General features: G+C 71.4%; 18 protein-coding genes. 4 read left to right on the top strand and 14 right to left on the bottom strand.

The window, feature by feature from the left end:
- Positions 1–53 precede the first annotated feature (53 nt).
- Positions 54–1,337 carry a hypothetical protein gene (locus tag ACFW6B_RS18600; protein WP_386597292.1) on the top strand — a complete coding sequence of 428 codons (1,284 nt, stop codon included), beginning with the start codon at positions 54–56 and terminating at the stop codon, positions 1,335–1,337.
- An 89-nt stretch (positions 1,338–1,426) separates the two neighbouring features.
- On the opposite strand, the gene ACFW6B_RS18605 is transcribed toward ACFW6B_RS18600, so the two are convergent.
- From ACFW6B_RS18605 to ACFW6B_RS18625, 5 genes are all read right to left on the bottom strand, one after another.
- Positions 1,427–3,547, bottom strand: coding sequence for a HelD family protein (locus tag ACFW6B_RS18605; protein WP_386597293.1), 2,121 nt, complete (start codon positions 3,545–3,547; stop codon positions 1,427–1,429).
- A gap of 41 nt (positions 3,548–3,588) precedes the next feature.
- Positions 3,589–4,248: a TetR/AcrR family transcriptional regulator gene (locus ACFW6B_RS18610; protein WP_386597295.1), complete on the bottom strand. Its 660-nt coding sequence runs from the start codon at positions 4,246–4,248 to the stop codon at positions 3,589–3,591.
- 2 nt (positions 4,249–4,250) lie between these two features.
- The gene (locus ACFW6B_RS18615; RefSeq protein ID WP_386597297.1) at positions 4,251–5,330 is read right to left on the bottom strand and encodes a phosphotransferase; all 1,080 of its coding nucleotides are present in this window, start codon (positions 5,328–5,330) and stop codon (positions 4,251–4,253) included.
- Between the two features lie 203 nt (positions 5,331–5,533).
- Positions 5,534–6,322, bottom strand: a complete 789-nt coding sequence (locus tag ACFW6B_RS18620; RefSeq protein ID WP_386597299.1) for an HAD family hydrolase — start codon at positions 6,320–6,322, stop codon at positions 5,534–5,536.
- On the bottom strand, positions 6,271–7,155 hold the full coding sequence (locus tag ACFW6B_RS18625) for a GntR family transcriptional regulator (protein WP_386597301.1): 885 nt from the start codon (positions 7,153–7,155) through the stop codon (positions 6,271–6,273). Before ACFW6B_RS18625 ends, ACFW6B_RS18620 begins: the two co-directional genes overlap by 52 nt.
- A gap of 189 nt (positions 7,156–7,344) precedes the next feature.
- On the opposite strand from ACFW6B_RS18625, the gene ACFW6B_RS18630 reads away from it, so the two are divergent.
- A complete protein-coding gene (locus ACFW6B_RS18630; RefSeq protein WP_386597303.1) occupies positions 7,345–7,539 on the top strand; it encodes a hypothetical protein in 195 nt (64 codons plus the stop codon).
- Here the strand turns inward: ACFW6B_RS18630 and ACFW6B_RS18635 are convergent.
- Positions 7,529–8,458: a GntR family transcriptional regulator gene (locus ACFW6B_RS18635; protein WP_386597305.1), complete on the bottom strand. Its 930-nt coding sequence runs from the start codon at positions 8,456–8,458 to the stop codon at positions 7,529–7,531. The two genes, ACFW6B_RS18630 and ACFW6B_RS18635, sit on opposite strands and share 11 nt — an antisense overlap.
- Positions 8,459–8,651: 193 nt before the next feature.
- Between ACFW6B_RS18635 and ACFW6B_RS18640 the strand changes: the two genes are divergently transcribed.
- Entirely contained in the window at positions 8,652–8,837 is a 186-nt protein-coding gene (locus ACFW6B_RS18640) for a hypothetical protein (protein WP_037622368.1), read from the top strand.
- Between the two features lie 208 nt (positions 8,838–9,045).
- Here the strand turns inward: ACFW6B_RS18640 and ACFW6B_RS18645 are convergent, their stop codons facing one another.
- The 3 genes from ACFW6B_RS18645 to ACFW6B_RS18655 form a co-directional block, all read right to left on the bottom strand.
- Positions 9,046–10,410, bottom strand: coding sequence for a GNAT family N-acetyltransferase (locus ACFW6B_RS18645; RefSeq protein ID WP_386597308.1), 1,365 nt, complete (start codon positions 10,408–10,410; stop codon positions 9,046–9,048).
- An 85-nt stretch (positions 10,411–10,495) separates the two neighbouring features.
- A complete protein-coding gene (locus ACFW6B_RS18650; protein ID WP_386597309.1) occupies positions 10,496–11,593 on the bottom strand; it encodes an asparaginase in 1,098 nt (365 codons plus the stop codon).
- Between the two features lie 145 nt (positions 11,594–11,738).
- The gene (locus ACFW6B_RS18655) at positions 11,739–12,395 is read right to left on the bottom strand and encodes an AmfC protein (protein WP_386597311.1); all 657 of its coding nucleotides are present in this window, start codon (positions 12,393–12,395) and stop codon (positions 11,739–11,741) included.
- 194 nt (positions 12,396–12,589) lie between these two features.
- Between ACFW6B_RS18655 and dtd the strand changes: the two genes are divergently transcribed.
- Positions 12,590–13,015, top strand: a complete 426-nt coding sequence (dtd, locus tag ACFW6B_RS18660) for a D-aminoacyl-tRNA deacylase (RefSeq protein ID WP_386597313.1) — start codon at positions 12,590–12,592, stop codon at positions 13,013–13,015.
- Positions 13,016–13,037: 22 nt separating this feature from the next.
- On the opposite strand, the gene ACFW6B_RS18665 is transcribed toward dtd, so the two are convergent.
- Genes ACFW6B_RS18665 through ACFW6B_RS18685 form a run of 5 tightly spaced genes read right to left on the bottom strand, consistent with a single transcriptional unit; the run spans position 13,038 to position 17,389 of the window.
- Positions 13,038–14,003: a YgfZ/GcvT domain-containing protein gene (locus tag ACFW6B_RS18665; protein WP_386597315.1), complete on the bottom strand. Its 966-nt coding sequence runs from the start codon at positions 14,001–14,003 to the stop codon at positions 13,038–13,040.
- 43 nt (positions 14,004–14,046) lie between these two features.
- Positions 14,047–14,472: a Fur family transcriptional regulator gene (locus tag ACFW6B_RS18670; protein ID WP_386597318.1), complete on the bottom strand. Its 426-nt coding sequence runs from the start codon at positions 14,470–14,472 to the stop codon at positions 14,047–14,049.
- A gap of 34 nt (positions 14,473–14,506) precedes the next feature.
- Positions 14,507–15,148 carry a restriction endonuclease subunit S gene (locus ACFW6B_RS18675; protein WP_386597320.1) on the bottom strand — a complete coding sequence of 214 codons (642 nt, stop codon included), beginning with the start codon at positions 15,146–15,148 and terminating at the stop codon, positions 14,507–14,509.
- A complete protein-coding gene (locus ACFW6B_RS18680) occupies positions 15,145–16,725 on the bottom strand; it encodes an N-6 DNA methylase (protein WP_386597322.1) in 1,581 nt (526 codons plus the stop codon). Before ACFW6B_RS18680 ends, ACFW6B_RS18675 begins: the two co-directional genes overlap by 4 nt.
- Positions 16,718–17,389, bottom strand: coding sequence for a hypothetical protein (locus ACFW6B_RS18685; protein ID WP_386597324.1), 672 nt, complete (start codon positions 17,387–17,389; stop codon positions 16,718–16,720). Before ACFW6B_RS18685 ends, ACFW6B_RS18680 begins: the two co-directional genes overlap by 8 nt.
- Between the last annotated feature and the right edge of the window lie 158 nt (positions 17,390–17,547).

Consider the following 17,547-nt stretch of genomic DNA (forward strand, 5'->3'; position numbering starts at 1 on the left):
GTGTTCCCCCGTAATTCACCGTCCATTTCCCCCACTTCACCCGAGGTAACCGCATGCTCCGCTCCGGGCACAGCCTCCGCACACTTCGCAGCGCCGTCGGCGTCATCGGCGCCGCTGCGCTGATCACATTGGGTGCCGCCCCCGGCGCCGTGGCCGACCCTCCCAAGACCGGGCTGGTGCTGGGGGGCACCGCGCCGATCAGCGGAGTGAAGCCGGGGAGCACCTTCGCGGCGCCGATCACCTTCGGCACCGTGGGACCCGAGGCGATGGAGAAGGTCTGGCTGTCGTACATCGTCACCACGGAGCTGGATTACGCCGACGTACCCTCGAACTGCGTGCGGTGGACCATCGGCTCGTACGACGAAATGGTGCCCAGAACCCAGCTGACCTGCGAGTTCGACCAGGTCATGGAACCGGGTGTCGTCTACGCGCCCGAGAAGCTGACCCTCAAGGCTTCCGAGCGGGCACTGTACGAATATCTCGACGTCGCCGTCGGGAGCTGGGACTTCGGCACCGACGAGGGCGCCCGCGGGCCCGTGCGCGGAACCGCTCCCGCGGCGAAGCTGGTGGAGCAGTCCGGCTCCGTCCTCACCGGCAAGGGCGCGATGTACGCCGAGGCCCGGGTGCGGGTGGCCGCGGCGAACACGGCCGACTTCCAGCTGTCGGGAGCGGAGCTGAAGGGCCGGGTCGGGGAGACGGTCGAGGCCAGGGTGAAGTTCACCAACGCCGGCCCCGGATGGGTGCTGTATCACGCGCGCTCGGAGGAACCGACCCGGGTCCTGATCAAGATGCCCGCGGGTACGACCGTGGTCAAGGCACCGCACTGCAAGAGCCCGTCAGCCGGAATCTACTCCTGCCACACCGGGCAGGGCTGGGTGGAGGAGGGCCAGGTGAACACCTACTCCTTCAAGCTGAAGATCGACAAGGCGGTGCCGGGAGCCAAGGGCTGGGCGATCCTCAATGCCGATCCCCGCCCGTACGACGTGAACAAGGCGAACGACAAGGCCGACATCCTGCTCGACGTCGTGGGCGGCGGCTCGACGGGCGGAAGCGGTTCGACGGGCGGGAACGGCTCGACGGGCGGCTCGGGCTCCACCGGCGGCAGCGGCTCCACCGGCGGGTCGGGCTCCACCGGCGGCAGCGGGACGACGGGCGGATCCGGGACCACCGGCGGCTCCTCGGCCACCGGATCCTCGGGCGGCACCTCCACCACGGGCGGTGACCTCGCCGCCACCGGTTCCGGCCCTGCGCTGCCCATCGCGGGCGCCGCGGCCGCGGCCGTGGCCGCCGGTGCGGGCGCGGTCCTGGTCGTACGCCGCCGCGCGGCCCGGCAGTAACCCTTCCGGCGCGCACGCCCGAGGGTGTGCGCGCCGCACGGGGCGGGCGGGACACCGGCCGTCGGCCCGTCCCGCCCGCGCTCAGGTGGTCACCAGGGCAGCGGGCGGGCGTGGACCACGTCCAGGCGTGACACCGCCCGGGTCAGCACCACGTAGAGCCGGTGCAGCCCGCGCGCCTCGGCCTCGGCCATCGCCGCCGGTTCGACGGCCACGACGTGGTCGTACTCCAGTCCCTTGGCCAGGCTCGCGGGCACCACCGCGATCCGGGCGCCCGGATCGTCGGCCCCGGCGGCGCTCATCCCCGCGGCGCGGAGCGCGTCCCGCACCTTCTCGGCGTCCGCGTCCGCGGTGATGACCCCGATGGACCCCTCGTACGCGAGTGCCTCCCGTACGGCCGTGACGGTCTCGGCGAACGGGTCGGAGGCCGGCCGGATCCTCAGCTCCCCGTCACCGCGCAGGGAGCGGGCCGGCGGGACGCCCACGTCGAGGCGGTCCAGCACCCGGTTGGCGAGTTCGACGATCGCCCCGGGCACCCGGAAACCGACCGTCAGGGGGACGACGGCCGCGTCCGGTTTCCCCAGGTGGACCAGGAGTTCCCCCCATTCCCGCGCCGCCCAGGGAGTCGTGCCCTGCGCGAGGTCCCCGAGTACGGTCAGCGACCCGTAGGAGGCCCGCCGCGCGATGGCCCGGCACTCCATCGGCGACAGGTCCTGCGCCTCGTCGATCACCAGGTGGCCGTATCCCTCGGGGTGTTCGACCATCCCGGCGATCTCGTCGAGGAGGACGAGATCGGCGGCCGACCAGCGCGCCGACTTCCACGACCTCGGCGGCTTCGCCCACAGGAGCGCCTTCCGCTCGTCGGCGTCGAGGATCCCCTCGGCCGCCCGCTCCAGCTCCCCGGCGTCGGTGAGCAGCCGGGCGAGCAGTTCCTCGGGGCGCACCCGGGGCCACACCGCGTCGACGTACGCGCCGACCGGCCGGGCCCGCGAGATCCGCTGCGCCCAGGCGTTCGTCTGCGGCCCGGCCCGCAGCTCGGCCTTCTCCCGCACGTAGTGCACGACACGCGTCCGCACCCGCTCCCGTCCGACGGCGTACGGCAACTCCTCGGCCCGTACGTCGTCCACGATGCGGCGCAGTACGGCGACGGGGACGCGCCAGCGGTACGTCCCGTCCGGCACGGCGAGGTCGTCGGCCGGTGCGCCGACGTTCCCGTACAGCGCCCGGCGCAGCACCCGCGCCATCCGGGCGTCGTGCTTGACGACCGCGGCGCGTTCGTCGTCCTCGCCGGTCACCGGACGGCGGGCGATCTCCTCCCCGACGGTCGACTGGCGCACGCCGGTCTCCCCGAGCGCGGGGAGGACCTCCGCGATGTACGACAGGAAGGTGCGGTTGGGGCCGAGGATCAGCAGGCCGCCGCGGCGGACGCGCTGCGGATGCGTGTAGAGGAGGTAGGCGGCCCGGTGCAGGCCGACGGCCGTCTTGCCGGTGCCCGGGGCGCCCTGCACACAGACCGAGGCCGCCAGATCGGCCCGTACGAGATCGTCCTGTTCGGGCTGGATGGTGGCGGCGATGTCCCGCATGGGGCCGACGCGGGGGCGCTCGATCTCCTCGGCGAGGATCGAGCCTCCCGGGCCGGTCCCGCTCCCCGCGGGTCCCGCTCCGGCCTGCGCCGCGGGGGCCGGGCCGGGCGACGGCGGCTCCGCGCCGAGCGGTTCGTCCTCCAGCCCCGTCAGGTCGGCGGAGTCGCCGCGGCTGCCGGGGGCCCAGCCGAACCGCCGACGGACGGCGACGCCCTGGGGGTCGCGGGCGCCCGCCTGGTAGAAGGCGCGCGAGACGGGGGCCCGCCAGTCGACGACGAGGGGCGGGGCGGCGGGGTGTTCCCTGATCCGCAGCCGCCCGATGTGGTAGCTCTGCCCGGCGTGGTCGCCTGCCGCGGCCACGGAGTCCTGGTAGTCGAGCCGGCCGAAGAACAGGGGGCCCCGGGGCAGTTCCCGCATCTCCTTGGCCTTGCTGCGGAGCTGGTACCCGAGCACTTCGGCGTCGGCCCCGGACGCGGAGACGTCCTCGCCGGTGACGACCTGTTCCTCGGCGCCGTCGACCATCGCGGCGAGGGCGGCGCGGCAGGTGTCGTGGAAGGCGCGTTCACGGGAGAGGGAGCGGGTGAGCGGCAGGTCCGGGGCAGGCCGTCGGGAGGCGTCGGGTGGCGTCATTCCATCCAGCGTACCGGAATAACTTAACCGAGTAACATTCTTTACCCGGTCCCATGACTGTCGCGCGCCTGTCGTGCGAGTCCCGGGAACCCCGCCGCGAGCTGCGCGAAGGCCCGCTCGGCCGCCGCCACCGCGTCGGGCCGTACGGCCTCCACCCGCTCCCCCTCCGAGATCCGCCGCAGGTTCTCCTCGGCGAGGATGCGGCGCACCGCCGTGATCTGCCCGGCGGCGAGCCGCGCGTCGAGCCCGGCACCGAGCGGTTCCGCGAGCGCGGCGGCGAGCGCGGCCTCGGACCGCTCCAGATACCCGTACATGCGCGCCACCAGCGACGGCGTCCCGTAGAGCAGCCGGTGGAAGGCGAGGACGCCCGGGTGCTCGTTGAGGCCGGTGACGGGGTCCTCCCGGCGCAGACCGTCCGTGAAGTGCTCGCGGAGCGCGTCGATCGCGGACCGCCCGGCCGCCCGGCCCTCCTCGACGACCCGCGCGGCCTCGGTCTCGTGGTCCGCGAACCGGTGCAGGACCAGGTCCTCCTTGGACGGGAAGTACCGGAACAGCGTCGGCTTGGAGATCTCGGCGGCGGCCGCGACCTCGGCGACGGACACGGCGTCGAACCCCTTCTCCAGGAAGAGGCCGATGGCGGTGTCGGAGACGGACTGGTACATCCGCCGCCTCTTGCGTTCACGCAGTCCGGTGTCACTCATGGTCACGAGCCTACGCATGGCCGGGGCCTCGGACCGGGGCGTGGCAGGCGCTCGGCGCCGACCGGGGTGTAATTCTTGAAGTACCACTTCTCCAGCGAGGCCGTGACGTGCTCCACCGTCGGCGAATCGATCCCCAGCGGTGTCGCCGCGGCACGCAGCACCTCCTGCATCCTGCCACCCGCGTGAACCAGGACACGCTCGTCGACCTCCGGCTCCTCGGCCAGCGACAGAGCTGTCCGGCTGACGTCGGTGAAGACGGACTGGGCCTTCTTGAAGGCCAGCAGCTTGGGCAGGTCCTCCTCCCAGCCGGCCGAACTGCCGGGAGCGGCATCCTCGACAGCCGCGCGCCACCGCTCTTTCATCCGGCTTTCCTGGTCCTGCGGATACCGCATCAGATAGAGGTGCGTGGCCAGGTCGTACAGCGGGTCGCCGAACATCGCCAGCTCCCAGTCGATCGTCCAGAGCCGGCCCTGCGCGTCGATGACGAAATTCTCACGATGGAGATCGGCGTGCAGCAGACAGAAAGGGCGGCGGGTCAGTCCCGACACCTGCTTTCGGAGGTGCCCGAAGGAGCCGGCGTGCAGATCGAGATCGCGGAACAGGCCCTCGAACTTGGGCATATTCCTGCGGTACACCCGCTTTTCCGTGAACAGGATGAGCCGCTCCAGGAACTCGGCGGTGTCGCCTTCGGCCGCCCGGTCGTCGGATGTGCACGTCCGTTCCGCGGCCAGGGAATCGGGCTTCACACGAGCCAACTGCCAGAAGAGGGAAACGATTTGCCCGAGGAGGAACGGGGGGATCTCACGGCCGGATCCGTACAGTGCCCCCAGCGTCTCCCCCTCGATGAACCGCTGAAGACTGGCGGAGCCCGCCTGGATGAGGTCGGGAATGCCGTCGATGCGCCTCTGCAACGCGCGAAGCAGCTCCTCTTCGGAGGCGAAACAGCGTCGGTCGAACCACAGCAGCCCGGGCCTCGGCTCCCGGCACTTCCAGCGGACCTCTCCACCCGGCAACGGAGCGACATACGTCTCGTGGTGGTATCCGTGGAGCGGCCCTTCGACCACGCCCGCGTCGCCACTCAACTCAACGGCTCGCTTCAGAGCCCGGGAAGCCGATTCGGGTGACATTGACCGTTCTCTCACGCGACCGCACACCAAAGAGAAAAGAGGGGAGAACGGTAACTCCGTGCGCTCCGTCGCCACTCGTGGATCGGCATAATTCCAGAAGAGGCCCGGTCGTCGCGCGAGCCGTCCCGCCATTCACCCCCTCGGGGCAGCGCGCGCCCTCAGGTCTGCCCCCGCAGCACCCGCAGCACCGTCTCGAGCGACGCCACCACGTGCTCGGCCCCCGCGTCCCGGAGCTGTTTCTCCTTCTCCTCGTGACGCGCGTAGCCGAGGAACGGAACCCCGGCCCGCCGGGCCGCGTGCAGGTCCGAGGGGGCGTCGCCGATCATGAGCGCCTTCGACGGCTCCGCCCCGAGGGCCGTCAGGGCCCGGTTGAGGCAGTCGGGGTCCGGCTTGAGGTGGTGCAGGTCCTGGGTGCGGCCGTAGATGTGGCGGGCGAAGCATTCGGTCAGCCCGCGGCTCTCCAGGTAACGGGCCGCCGTGCGGGGCGAGTTGTTGGTGGCGATCGCCAGCCTGGCGCCGACGGCCGTCCAGGTCCGTATCACCGCGTCGGCGTACTCGGTGGGCCACGCCCTGGCCACCGCCTTGAGCTCCTGCTGGGTGAACCGCGCCTCCAGCTCGGCCACCAGGTCGCTGCGCGGACGCCGCCGGTCGACCGCGTGCAGCACCACCAGCGGATCGGGGTGCTCCCGCTCCTCGGGCGTCAACAGCCCCCGCATCCCCTGCTGTTCGAGCCACTCGACCAGGTTCCTGGCCACCGTCTCGGCGGCGTGCCCCGCGTACAGCCGGCAGATCGGTCCGTCGAAGTCGAAGAGCACGAAGCGCGCTCCGGTGATCGTCTCCCGCAGGTTCTCCGTCTGTGTCGCCACCGCATCAGTCTGCGTCGTATCAGAAGTCACTAGGTGAGTTTCAGGTCCGTGGTGATGGTTTCCCAGAGGGCGTCGAACCACTTCTGGGACTCGTCCACGAACGCGGCGTCCCGGCCGCCGGCGCGCTTCTCGAAGGAGAAGAGCAGGGACGCGGAGCCGAGGGCGTCGTACATGTCCAGCTTCTTGCCCTCCGAGCTCGTCTCCTCCCGCCGGGTGATCGTGTAGTACGCCATCAGCGCCTCCGCCTCGTTGAGCAGGTACAGCTTCACCGGCGGGGTGAAGGGCAGGGCCCTGAAGGTCACGTGGACATCGATGCCGTGGGAGGAGCGCAGGGACTGGAGGTTGTGGCGCAGGACGTAGCCCTGGGTGTTGCGCTGCCTCAGCCAGCGCTTGTGGGCCGGGTCCTCGTCGTCGTGGTTGTCGACCGAGACGGGGAACGCCAGGTTTATCTCCCGGCTGGGCAGCAGGATCCGCACGTCGATGCGCTCCGGGGCGATCCTGCCGTCGTGGATCCGGCGGACCGGTTCACCGAGCGCCACCCCCAGCGTCTCCGCGGTGAGGCAGACCGCGTCGATCCGTACGTGGGGGGCGGAGAACGCCTCGGTGATCCGGGGGGCGAGGCCCACCATGGTCGGCTGGGGGCCGTTCCGGGTGGGAGCGGCCTCGGCGATCCTCGGCGGGCTGCCCTTGCTGACGTTGCTGAGCAGGCCGTCCTCCTGGAGCTCGCGCAGGGCGAGGCGGACCGCACCGCGCTCGACGCCGAACTCCTCGGCCAGTTCCGCCTGGGTGGGCAGACGGTCACCGGCCTTCAGCTCGCCGGTGCGGATGCGCTCCCGCAGGACGTCGGCGATCTCCTGGGGCGAAAGCCTTCTGTTGCTGTCACTCGCCACAACGTTCTCCCGTGTCACGACCAAACGGTACAACTCTCTCCCATCTATGGGGAGTTACTCGGAAGTTGTTTATGGATGCTTACCAAGTGGGGACAACCTAACCAGAGTTGGTTACCAACTTGGCCAAGATGGCGGAAGTTTTGCCTCCCCCTCGCCCATCCGTGGCATCGAGCACCCCGAGCAGGTCACCGAAGAGAAGCCGGAGGAACCACCATGCCCGCCATCGCCCTCCTCTCCGCCGTCTTCCTCGTCGGCTTCGAGCAGCTCGTCCAGTGGCAGTACGGACCGACGGGCATCGTCGGGCTGCTGCTGCTCACGGTCGGGATCAAGGCGAAGAACCCCACGTGCAGCTCCATCGGAGCCGTCGTCCTGGCCCTGCTGGTGGCGGGGCCGGCCGTCAGTTCGTGATCAGCAGTTCCGAACTGATGGTCTCCCACAGCGCGTCGAACCAGAGGTGGGACTGCTCCACGAACGTGGTGTCCCGCAGTCCCGCCCCCTGACCGAAGGGGAACAGCATCGACTGCGTGCCCCGGGCGTCGTACATCTCCAGGTACTCGTGGTCGATCTCCTCGCCCCGCCGCGCGAGCGTGTAGTAGGCGAAGAGCGCTTCGGCCCCGTTGAGCAGGTACAGCTTCACGGGCGGGGTGAAGGGCAGCGCGCGGAAGGACACCCGCACGTCGACGGCGTGCGTGGCCCGCAGTGCCAGCAGGTTGTGCCGCAGCACCTGCACCTGGGCGTTGCGCTGGGCCAGCCAGCGGCGCCGCAGGCGGTCGTCCGCCGCGCCGTCGACCGGCGCGGGGAACGCGAGGTCGATGTCCCGGCTGGGAAGCAGCACCCGGACGTCGACACTGGCCGGTTTTGTGCGTCCCGCGTGAATCTCGCGCAACGGCTCGCCCATGGCGAGGGTGAGCGAGACGGCGGTCAGGCACAGCGCGTCGATCCGCACCTGCGGGGCCTCGAAGGCCGCCGTGATCCGCGGGGCGAGCGCCACCATGGTGGACTGCGGCTGCGCCTGCGGCCCGCTCAGGACCCTCTCGGGATGGTCCGCGACCGTGGCCGGGCTCCCCTTGGACACGTTGACGAGCAGTTGCTCCGACTGGAGGATGCGCAGCGCCTGGCGCACCGCGCCGCGCTCGACGCCGAACTCGTCGGCCAGTTTGGCCTGGGTCGGCATGCGCTGGCCGGCCCGCAGCTCACCGGACCGGATCCGGCTGCGCAGCTCGTCGGCCACCTCCCGGTGCGACCTCGGCGGCCGTGGTGACCTGTTCCGTCCGTTGACGACGGCATGCTTCGGCTCCACAACCCGAACACTACAACTTCCCGCCATCTTTGGGCAGTTGCCGGATAGGTGGTTATGAGTCGTCCCAACACGGAGATAAGTAAGAGTGAGTTGGTCGCCAACTTGCACAACATGGTCAAACTTCCGGAGGGTTGGCCGCCGAAGCTTCACCTGGACGCAGGTGGTCGGGGCGGACGGTCCTCAGCGGGGGTCCGCTTCCCGTCCCCGAGGAGGGACCGTCATGCCACTCGTCGCCCTCGCCGTCGCCGCCCTGGCCATCGGATTCGAGCAACTCATCCAGTGGGAGTACGGGCCGATGGGCATCATCGCGTTCGTCGCGCTGTCCGTCGGGCTCAAGGCCCGGAACACCACCGTCAGCGGCATCGGGGCCGTGATCCTCGTGATGCTGCTCGCCCAGTCCGGCTGAGCGGACGCCACCGTCCGCCGGTCAGGCCGGCCGTACTCCCCTCCGGAGGGGAGCCGGGAGCACGGTCGGCCCGCACCACCGCGTCAACCCGCACGACCACAACTGAATCGCTACGGATCTGAAGTCGCGGCATCTGAAGTCGCGGCATCTGAAGTCACAGCAGTCGCCACCCGCACGGAAGGAGAACGTCCGCACCCGCAGCCGCAGTTCAGAAGATGTCCGGGCACCACGGTCGCCTGGACGTCCGCAGCAGGGCGTCGGCCAGAGCGGCGGCGCCCTCCTGCCGTTCCCGGACCCGGCCCAGCGCCGCCAGCCGCACCGCGGACTCGTCCCCGAGCCACAGCGTCGCCAGATCGGCGACGGACAGCGTCAGGTCCGCCTCCTCGGTGACCGGCTCGCAGGTCGCCGTACCGTCCGGGGCGGCCCGCAGCCGGTAGCGGCCTCCGTCCGGCCCGCTCTCGTCCCGCACGTCCAGCACGAGCGTCCCGGCGGTTCCGTACGTCCGCGCCTCCAGAGCCCGTACGACGTCCAGGATCCGCACCCACAGCCAGTCGCACTGGCTGGTGATGCGGGCGGCGCGCGGGTCCGGCAGGAACTGGGGCAGCAGGTCGTCGGGGGCGCGCCGTCCGGTCTTGACCCGGGTGATCCAGTCGATCGAGCAGAGGTAGTTCCACAGGGCGCGCTCGGCCGCCGGTGTCACCGCGAGCAGCCACCTCACCTCCGCGGTGTTGTGGGGCTGGTTGGAGTCTCCCCAGTCGTCGTCCGCGGTGTAGCAGACGAGGCCCTCGATCTCGCCCGACGCCGAGCGGTAGGCGGCGTAGAACGGTTCCTTCCAGGGGAAGCCGCCGAACCTCAGGAGGCCGGTGTTCATCTGCCACCACCGGTCGTCGCGGTCGACCACGCCGGGCCTGCCACGCCGGAACCGCTCGTGCAGTTCGGGTCCTGCCTTGCGGACCTCCTCGCCGTCGAGGAGGTCGATGCGGCCGCCGTCGTCCGGGCCCGCCCGGCGCGGGTCGAGACCGGTGCGCGGTACGTCGACGGTCCACTCGGTGGCGGTGGTGGCGGGGCCGAAGCCGAACCGGCCGTAGATCGGGTACTCGGCGGCGATGAGGGTCGCGACGACATCGCCCCGCTCCCGCGCCGCCGCCAGGTCGGTCCTCATCATGCGGGTGAGCAGGCCCCGGCGGCGGTGCGTGGGGGAGACGGTCACGGCGGATATGGCGTCCGCGGGGACGGCCGCCCCGCCGACCGCGGTGAGCTCCTGCGGGAACGACCGGAACGTCGCCACGCAGCGGGAGCCGTCGAACGCGCCCTGGGTCCTCGACAGGTCGATCCCCGGCCTGCGGTTCTCGACGTCCTCGTCCGAGACGACCGGCTCCTGCAGGAACCCCGTCTTCACGGCGCGCAGCCAGTCGGGGAGGTCGGAGGCGGTGATCGGCCGTACGTCGACCGTGCCGGCGTCCGCGAGCGCGTCGCCGCCTCCCGCACCTCCGGTGTCACCGGCGCTTCCCGCGCCTCCGGCGTCTGTCGGGTCCACGGCGTCACGGGCATCGAGGGCTTCGCGCGAGGTCATGGAGCCACGCTAGGCGGCCCCGGCCGGGGTGTCGCGCGGTTTTCCGCGCACCCGGCCGGTCCTCGCCGTCCGTCCCGGTCCCGGGTCAGAAAGCCGCCCTGATCTCCCCCACCTCGCGGCCGCCGCCCAGCAGGGGCGCGCTGCCGATCCTGGCCACCACCGGGCCCGTCACGCCCAGCAGGTCCAGGCCGCGGGCCAGGACGGGGCCCAGTGCCCGGCCCCCGCCGTCGTCGATCTTGAAGGCGAGGGCGCGGCCGTCGGGCAGCGCGACCGCCTGGACGGCCTCGGCGCCCATCTTGGACAGGGCGCCCGGGACCTCGCGCATCAGCCAGGTGTCGGGGCGCCGGGTGCCGGCGACGTACTCGGGGTGGGCGCGCATGGCGTCGGCCACCCGGCGTTCGGCGGAGCCCGGCGCCGCGAGGACGAAGGACCGGAACGCGCGGGCGAGACCCGTGAGGGTGATGGCCATCAGGGGCGCCCCGCAGCCGTCCGTGCCGACCGCCGCGACGGGCTCCCCGGCGGCCTCCTCCACCACGGAGTGGATCAGCTGCTGGAGGGGGTGCCCGGGGTCGAGGTACGACTCGGTGGGCCAGCCGCGGAGCGCGCACACCGCGAGCATCGCCGTGTGCTTGCCGGAGCAGTTCATGGTGACCCGTTCGCGGACGGCACCGGAGGCGAGGTAGGTCTCGGCCTCGACGGGGTCCAGCGGCAGGTCCGGCGGGCACTGGAGCCGACCGGCGTCCAGTTTGTGCTCGACGAGCATCTTCTGGACCAGGTCGCGGTGGAAGACCTCGCCGGAGTGGCTCGCGGCGGCCAGGGCGAGGCGTTCCCCGGCCAGGTCCAGGCCCGCGCGCAGGATGCCCGCCGCCTGCATGGGCTTGTTCGACGAACGCGGGAAGACCGGTGCCATGACCTCGCCGAGCGCCAGCTCGACCGTCCCGTCAGCGGCGAGCACCACCAGGCTGCCGCGGTGGTGTCCCTCGACGAAGCCGGAACGCACGACCTCGGCGAGCACCGGGAGCGGGCCTGAGGTACCGGACGTGCCGGGCCGGGGAGTCCCGCCGGGCACGGGCGCCGCACCGGACGGCGTGCGGGACGGGCTGGGGGTGCCGGCCTCGCCCGGCGCACCCCGGGTGCCGTCGGATATGGGCGGGCCTTCGGGCGTACGGGGAGCTGCGGACATCGGCGGTGGCCTTCCGGAGAGGGGACCCGCTCGGAAGGCGGCGGCCGGGTCGTGCCCCGTACCGCGCCCCCGCCCGCGCGGAACGGAAGCGCGCCTCCTGGATGCCGGCGCGCCCCTCGGCCCCGGGATCGCCGGGGCCTCCACGTCACATGAGCAGGTCGTCTACTTGTGCTTCCCCTTCACGGTACCTGCGGGCGATCTCGGCACTGCAATCGTCGGCCGTGCGCTGGAGCTGCTGGCGCCGCCGGGAGACCTGCCGCTCGTACCGCACGAGACGGCCGAGTCCCGCGCCCAGCTCGTCGTCCGTACGGGCCTCCAGGTCCGACAGCTCCACCTCGGCGAGCATGTCGGCGGCCAGCGCCCGGTACTCCTCGCCGTGCGGGGTGCCCACGGTCACGTGGCGGGCCGAGGAGCGGTACCGGGCCGGCGCGTCCGTCAGGATCTCCGAGAGCCGCTCGACGACGGAGAGCTTCCCCCGGTCCACGGGCGGGAGGTGCCCCGCGGCCGGGGCGGGCGTCCGGCGCTCCCCGCGGCGGGCGAGCTCGGCGCGCAGGATGTCGATGCGGCCCTGCAGCAGCCGCCGGACGTAGCTGAGGTCGGCCTCGTCCCGCTGGGCGTCCCGGCGCAGCGTCCGCAGCTCGGGCAGCCGGAGTACGGCGATGCCGGCCGGGGCCGGATCGGCCGTCAGCGGACCGCTGTCGGTGCGCTGCACCGGCGGCCGGGCCGTCATCGCTTCCGCCCGCACGCTCGTGCGGGTCAGTGACACGACTCCGGTCTGCTGCCCGGTCCTCGATGTGCTCATGTACCTCTACCGTCCCCTCGACCGGCGCGGTCCGCCCAACGGCCGGTCCGCAACACCCCGCATGGTGCCACCCCAGATGGCCGCTATGTGACCGAGTGACCCGATCAGCCCCAGATGGCGGGTTGGTTACCCCGGAAAATCACGCGAAGGGCCCGCACCGCGCGACGGAGCCATGACACGGCATCATGGTCCGCATGCGTGCGGTGGTGCAGAGAGTGGACGGCGCGAGCGTCGTCGTGGACGGCGAGACGGTCGGCGAGATCAGCGGCGAGGGCCTGTGCGTCCTCGTCGGGGTCACGCACGAGGACACCAAGGAGAAGGCGGCCCAACTCGCCCGCAAGCTCTGGTCCCTGCGGATGCTGGCCGACGAGCGGTCCTGCTCCGACATCGACGCGCCGCTGCTCGTCGTCAGCCAGTTCACGCTGTACGGCGATGCCCGCAAGGGCCGCCGCCCCACCTGGAACGCGGCCGCCCCCGGCGATGTGGCCGAGCCCCTCGTCGAGGAGGTCGTCGCCCGGCTCCGCGCCCTGGGCGCCACGGTGGCCACGGGTCGTTTCGGCGCCCGGATGCGGGTGTCCCTGACGAACGACGGCCCCTTCACCGTCCTCCTGGAGATGTGAGCCGCGGGGCCGGGCGGTGCGCCTACGGCTCGACCACGACCTCCTGCGCCGCCGCCGTCGAGTCGGCCATGAGCGGGGCGTCCACCGGCACGTTGCGCTTCACGAGGGCCAGGGCGATCGGGCCGAGCTCGTGGTGGCGTACGGACGTGGTGATGAAGCCGATCGTGCGGCCGCCCGGGTCCTCGTCCGCGCGGCGCAGCTCGGTGCCGTGCGGGGGCAGGACGACCTCGCTGCCGTCGAGGTGGAGGAAGACCAGGCGGCGCGGCGGCTTGCCCAGGTTCTGGACGCGGGCGACCGTCTCCTGTCCGCGGTAGCAGCCCTTCTGGAGGTGCACCGCGCTGCCGATCCAGCCCAGCTCGTGCGGGATGGTGCGGTGGTCGGTCTCGAAGCCGAGGCGGGGCCGGTGCTGCTCGACGCGCAGGGCCTCGTGGGCGAGGAGTCCGGCGGGCGGTCCGGCCTTCTCCGCGTAGGACTCCAGGTCGGCGCGCGGCAGGAAGAGGTCACGGCCGTACGGCGTCTCGCGGACGACGACCCCCTCGGGGGCCTCGGTGATCGAACCGGCCGGAAGCTCGACGACCGCGAAGTCGGCGGTGCGGTCGGCGACTTCGACCCGGTAGAAGAACTTCATCGACTCCAGGTAGGCGACCAGCGCGTCCTGGGTGTCGGGTTCCGTGTGCATCCACACCGTCGTGCCGTCGTCGACGAGGTACAGCGCGTGCTCGATGTGGCCGTTCGCGGAGAGGATCAGCGCCTCGGTGGCCCGGCCGGCCGGGAGGTCGGTGACGTGCTGGGTGAGCAGCAGGTGCAGCCAGGCCAGCCGGTCCTCCCCGGTGACGGTGACGACACCGCGGTGCGAGAGGTCCACGAAGCCGACGCCGTCGGCGAGGGCGCGCTGCTCACGGAACAGGTCGCCGTAGTGGGCGGCGACGCCTTCGTCCACGCCCTCGGCGGGAACGGCGCCGGGCAGGGACAGGAGGGAGCTCTTCATGGACATACACACTACGACCGAGCGGTCCCCGATTTTATTTCGGTCACTTCTGCCGGGCCTGGCAGTCCTCGCAGCGTCCGAAGATGGCGAAGTGCTTCATCTCCGTCTCGAAGCCGAAGGACTCCTGGAGCTTCGCGGTGAACTCGGCGGCGACAGAGACGTCGGCCTCGATGACGTTCGAGCAGTCGCGGCAGACGAGGTGGATGTGGTGGTGCCGGTCGGCCAGGTGGTAGGTCGGCGCGCCGTGCCCCAGATGGGCGTGGCTGACCAGCCCGAGTTCCTCCAGGAGCTCCAGGGTCCGGTAGACCGTGGAGATGTTGACCCCCGACGCCGTCTTCCTCACTTCGCCGAGGATGTCGTCGGGGGTCGCGTGCTCCAGGGTGTCCACTGCTTCGAGGACAAGCTGGCGCTGGGGCGTCAGCCGGTAGCCGCGCTGCCTGAGGTCGCTCTTCCAGTCGGTGCTCACCACGGCGTCCAGTCTAGGACGCCACCGGGAAAGCGCGTCACGCTCCGGGAGACAGCGCCCCGGCCATCAACAGGTCGGCCAGCAGCGCCCGATACTCGCCGGTCACCCTGGCGATCTCCGTGTGCACGCGCACCTTCTCGTCGAGCGCGGCGAGGGTGTCACCGATGGCGCCCTGTTCGGCAGGCGGAGGAACGAACACGGGCAGCTCGCCCAGCTCGCGCGTGCTCAGCGACGGAATCACCGCGCTGGCCGACCGCTTCTGCATCCAGCTCTGCGCGACGCCCGCGCTCAGATACCCGGTCAGGTAGGCGGCCAGGGACCGGTCGAAGGTGTTGAGCCGCAGCCTGACCAGGTTCGCGTGGTACAGCCAGCCTTCCTGCTCCCCGGTGACCATGGCGCATCGGCCGACGGTCCCGGTCCGGACCACGATCACGTCGCCCTCCGCGAGCCGGAACTTCTCCAGCGTGCGCGCCTTCCGCAGGACGACCCCGACGCTCTCCACGGGAGTGACGCGCTGCTGGACGAGGTCCCGGGGCAGCACGAGCGGCACCCCCTCGACGGCGTCCGTGCGTTCCTCGGCCTTGACGGCCGGTCCCACCCGGAAGGAACACAGGTCCTTCAGGGGGAGGCAATGCCACCCCGCGGGCAGCACCGCCGGGCCCTCGAATCCGTCGGTCACAGTCCGTACCTCCTCAGCCGTTCCTCCGCGAGGCCGTCGACAGCTTCGGCTTCGACGTGGAGTTCTCTCAGCTGTGCGGACAGCTGGGCCAGCCGGTTGCGCGCGGCAGTCCGGTCCTGGAACGCGTCCGCCGAGGGCAGCGGCTCCCGTACGTACAGTGCAGGTTCCAGCCGATGGTCCTGGGCCGCGATCTCCTGCGGATCCACCGCTCTGCTCAGTCCCGGCTGTCCGCCGTGTCCGGTCCCTCGCCAAGACGTGTACGCCCGCACAAGCCGGTCCACGTCGGCGTCCGACAGCGCGCGACGCGTCCGGGTGGCCATGCCGCCGAGGTCTGCCCCGTCCACGAACAGGACCCCGGCCGGGCGTCCTCGAGGCGCGCGCAAGAACCAGACATGCGTCTGGATCGAGGTCAGCTCGAACAGGTGCGTCGGCAGAGCCATCACACACTCGACGACACCGTCCTCGACCAACCGCGCCCTGGTCTCCCGGTCGGCACTGCCGCGGAACCCGGCACCGGCGGGCATGAGAACGGCGGCGCGGCCTTCGGCATCGAGACACGAGACGACGTACTGGAGCCAGTCGAACTCCTGGGACCGGGGCGTGCCATAGCGCCAGTAGTGCGGTGGGGGGGCCTGCCGGGCGCCGACTGCGCCGAAGGGCGGGTTGGTGATCACAGCGTCGAACCGCCCTGACAGATCGCCGTCGAAAGGCATTGAAGGCAGCCGGGGCCCCAGAAGCACCAGGGGGCGCTCCGCCCCGTGCAACTCAAGGTTCATCCGCGCCAACCGCTGCGCTCCTTCTCCCAGCGCGCGGCCGCTCACCCCCGTCGGTGCCTTGCGGCCCTGCTCGGCGACCGCGTCCAGGTAGGCACCGAGCAGTTCGCCCGTACGGCAGAAGGGGTCATGCAGCCGGCTCGCGGCAAAACCGGATCCGGCAAGAGCTCCTGCCATGACCCGGCTGACGGACGGGGGCGTGAAGTACTCGTCGGACGCTCGGGCGTCGGAATCCTGGAAAAGGGTGAGAAGCCGGTCGAAGGCCTGCCTGCTCTCGCCCCGCGAAGCGGGCGGGCTCCGGTCGAGGAAGCGGACGAGGTGGGACACCTGCGACTGACCCGACATCTCCCCGAAGTCCAGATCCCTCGGCGCCTGTCCCGGGTTCTCGACGTAGGCGGACCACCGCTCCGGATCCTGGCTCTGCACGAAGACGAGGAACAGCAGCAGGTAGAGGTACCCGGACATCCGCCACGGGCCTCGCAACCGCTCCGCGTCCCGCACGGCCAGTTGCTCGACCGCCGTGAGCAGACCACCGGAGCGGCGCCCGCCCCCGAGCGCCGCACGGAAACGGTCCCCGTAGGTCGCCCCCGTCGGTTCACCCGGCTCTAGTGCGTTGGCCGGGATGGTGCGGCCGGAGAGCCACTCCAAGACCTGATCTGCGCGGAACACGTCGAGGTCGCCGCCCCCTACGGGGTCGGGGAAGCCCAGGTGGCGCCGCTCCCAGTTGGTGACGGCGGGGCGCTTCACCCCCGCCATCCGGGCGATGTCGGAGCGTGAGACGCGCATCTCGGCGAAGTCACCCACGAACGTTCCCCTTGCCGTCCAGCACGGACCGGAAGCGGTCCATGGTCCGCACCTCCTTGGCCAGGTCGGGGCCGAGGGCATCCAGCACCCGGTAGATCCTGGCATGGTCGCCGTCGAGGTCCTCCTCGTGGATGGGCTCATGGTGCATCACACGGTTGCGCAGGCGGACCACGGCCCACAGGTCGTCGGACAGGGTGGCACGGGGACCGGAGTGGTGGGGGAACGCCTCGTGCAAAGCAATCCGCCAGAAAGTCCGGTCGTAGCGCTTCACGAGCAGGGTTGCCCAGAAGCCGAAGTTCAGCTCCGTGACGATGTCGTCCACGGTGACCCGTCGCTTCGGACGCCGCTGTTCCTCCGCCCTCCTCTCCTCGTTCTGCTTGCACTTGGCGCGCGCCTTCTCCACGAGCTGCTTCCCTCGCACGTCGAGCGGCGCCGCCTCCCACCAGTCGGGTCTGCCGTACTTGGCGACCAGGCAGTCGTGCATGGCATTGCGCACTGCGAGTTCGACGCACTGCAGAGGGCCGTAGAGAGCGGCCGACGCCTCGACGTTCCACCAGTACAGCCGCATCGCGGCCTGCGGGTCTCCCCCGACGGCCCGCAGGTAGGGCTTGAGCCGCGGCTTGGAGAAGAACCGCTTCATCCACTCGGGCATCCTGTCGACCACTGCTCCCCCTTCTTCCGGGCACACGGATGCCCGGGACGCTTTCTCCTCACGAAATGGACTGCTGTGCTAAGGTCGATGCCGAACGTTCTGGGCCGCCTCTGCTTGCACGCCACCCAGGGCACAGCTCGTCGGAACCCCGGCCGCAGTCCAAGTGCGGC

The sequence above is a fragment of the Streptomyces sp. NPDC058751 genome (genome assembly GCF_042746485.1).
GTDB lineage: Bacteria > Actinomycetota > Actinomycetes > Streptomycetales > Streptomycetaceae > Streptomyces.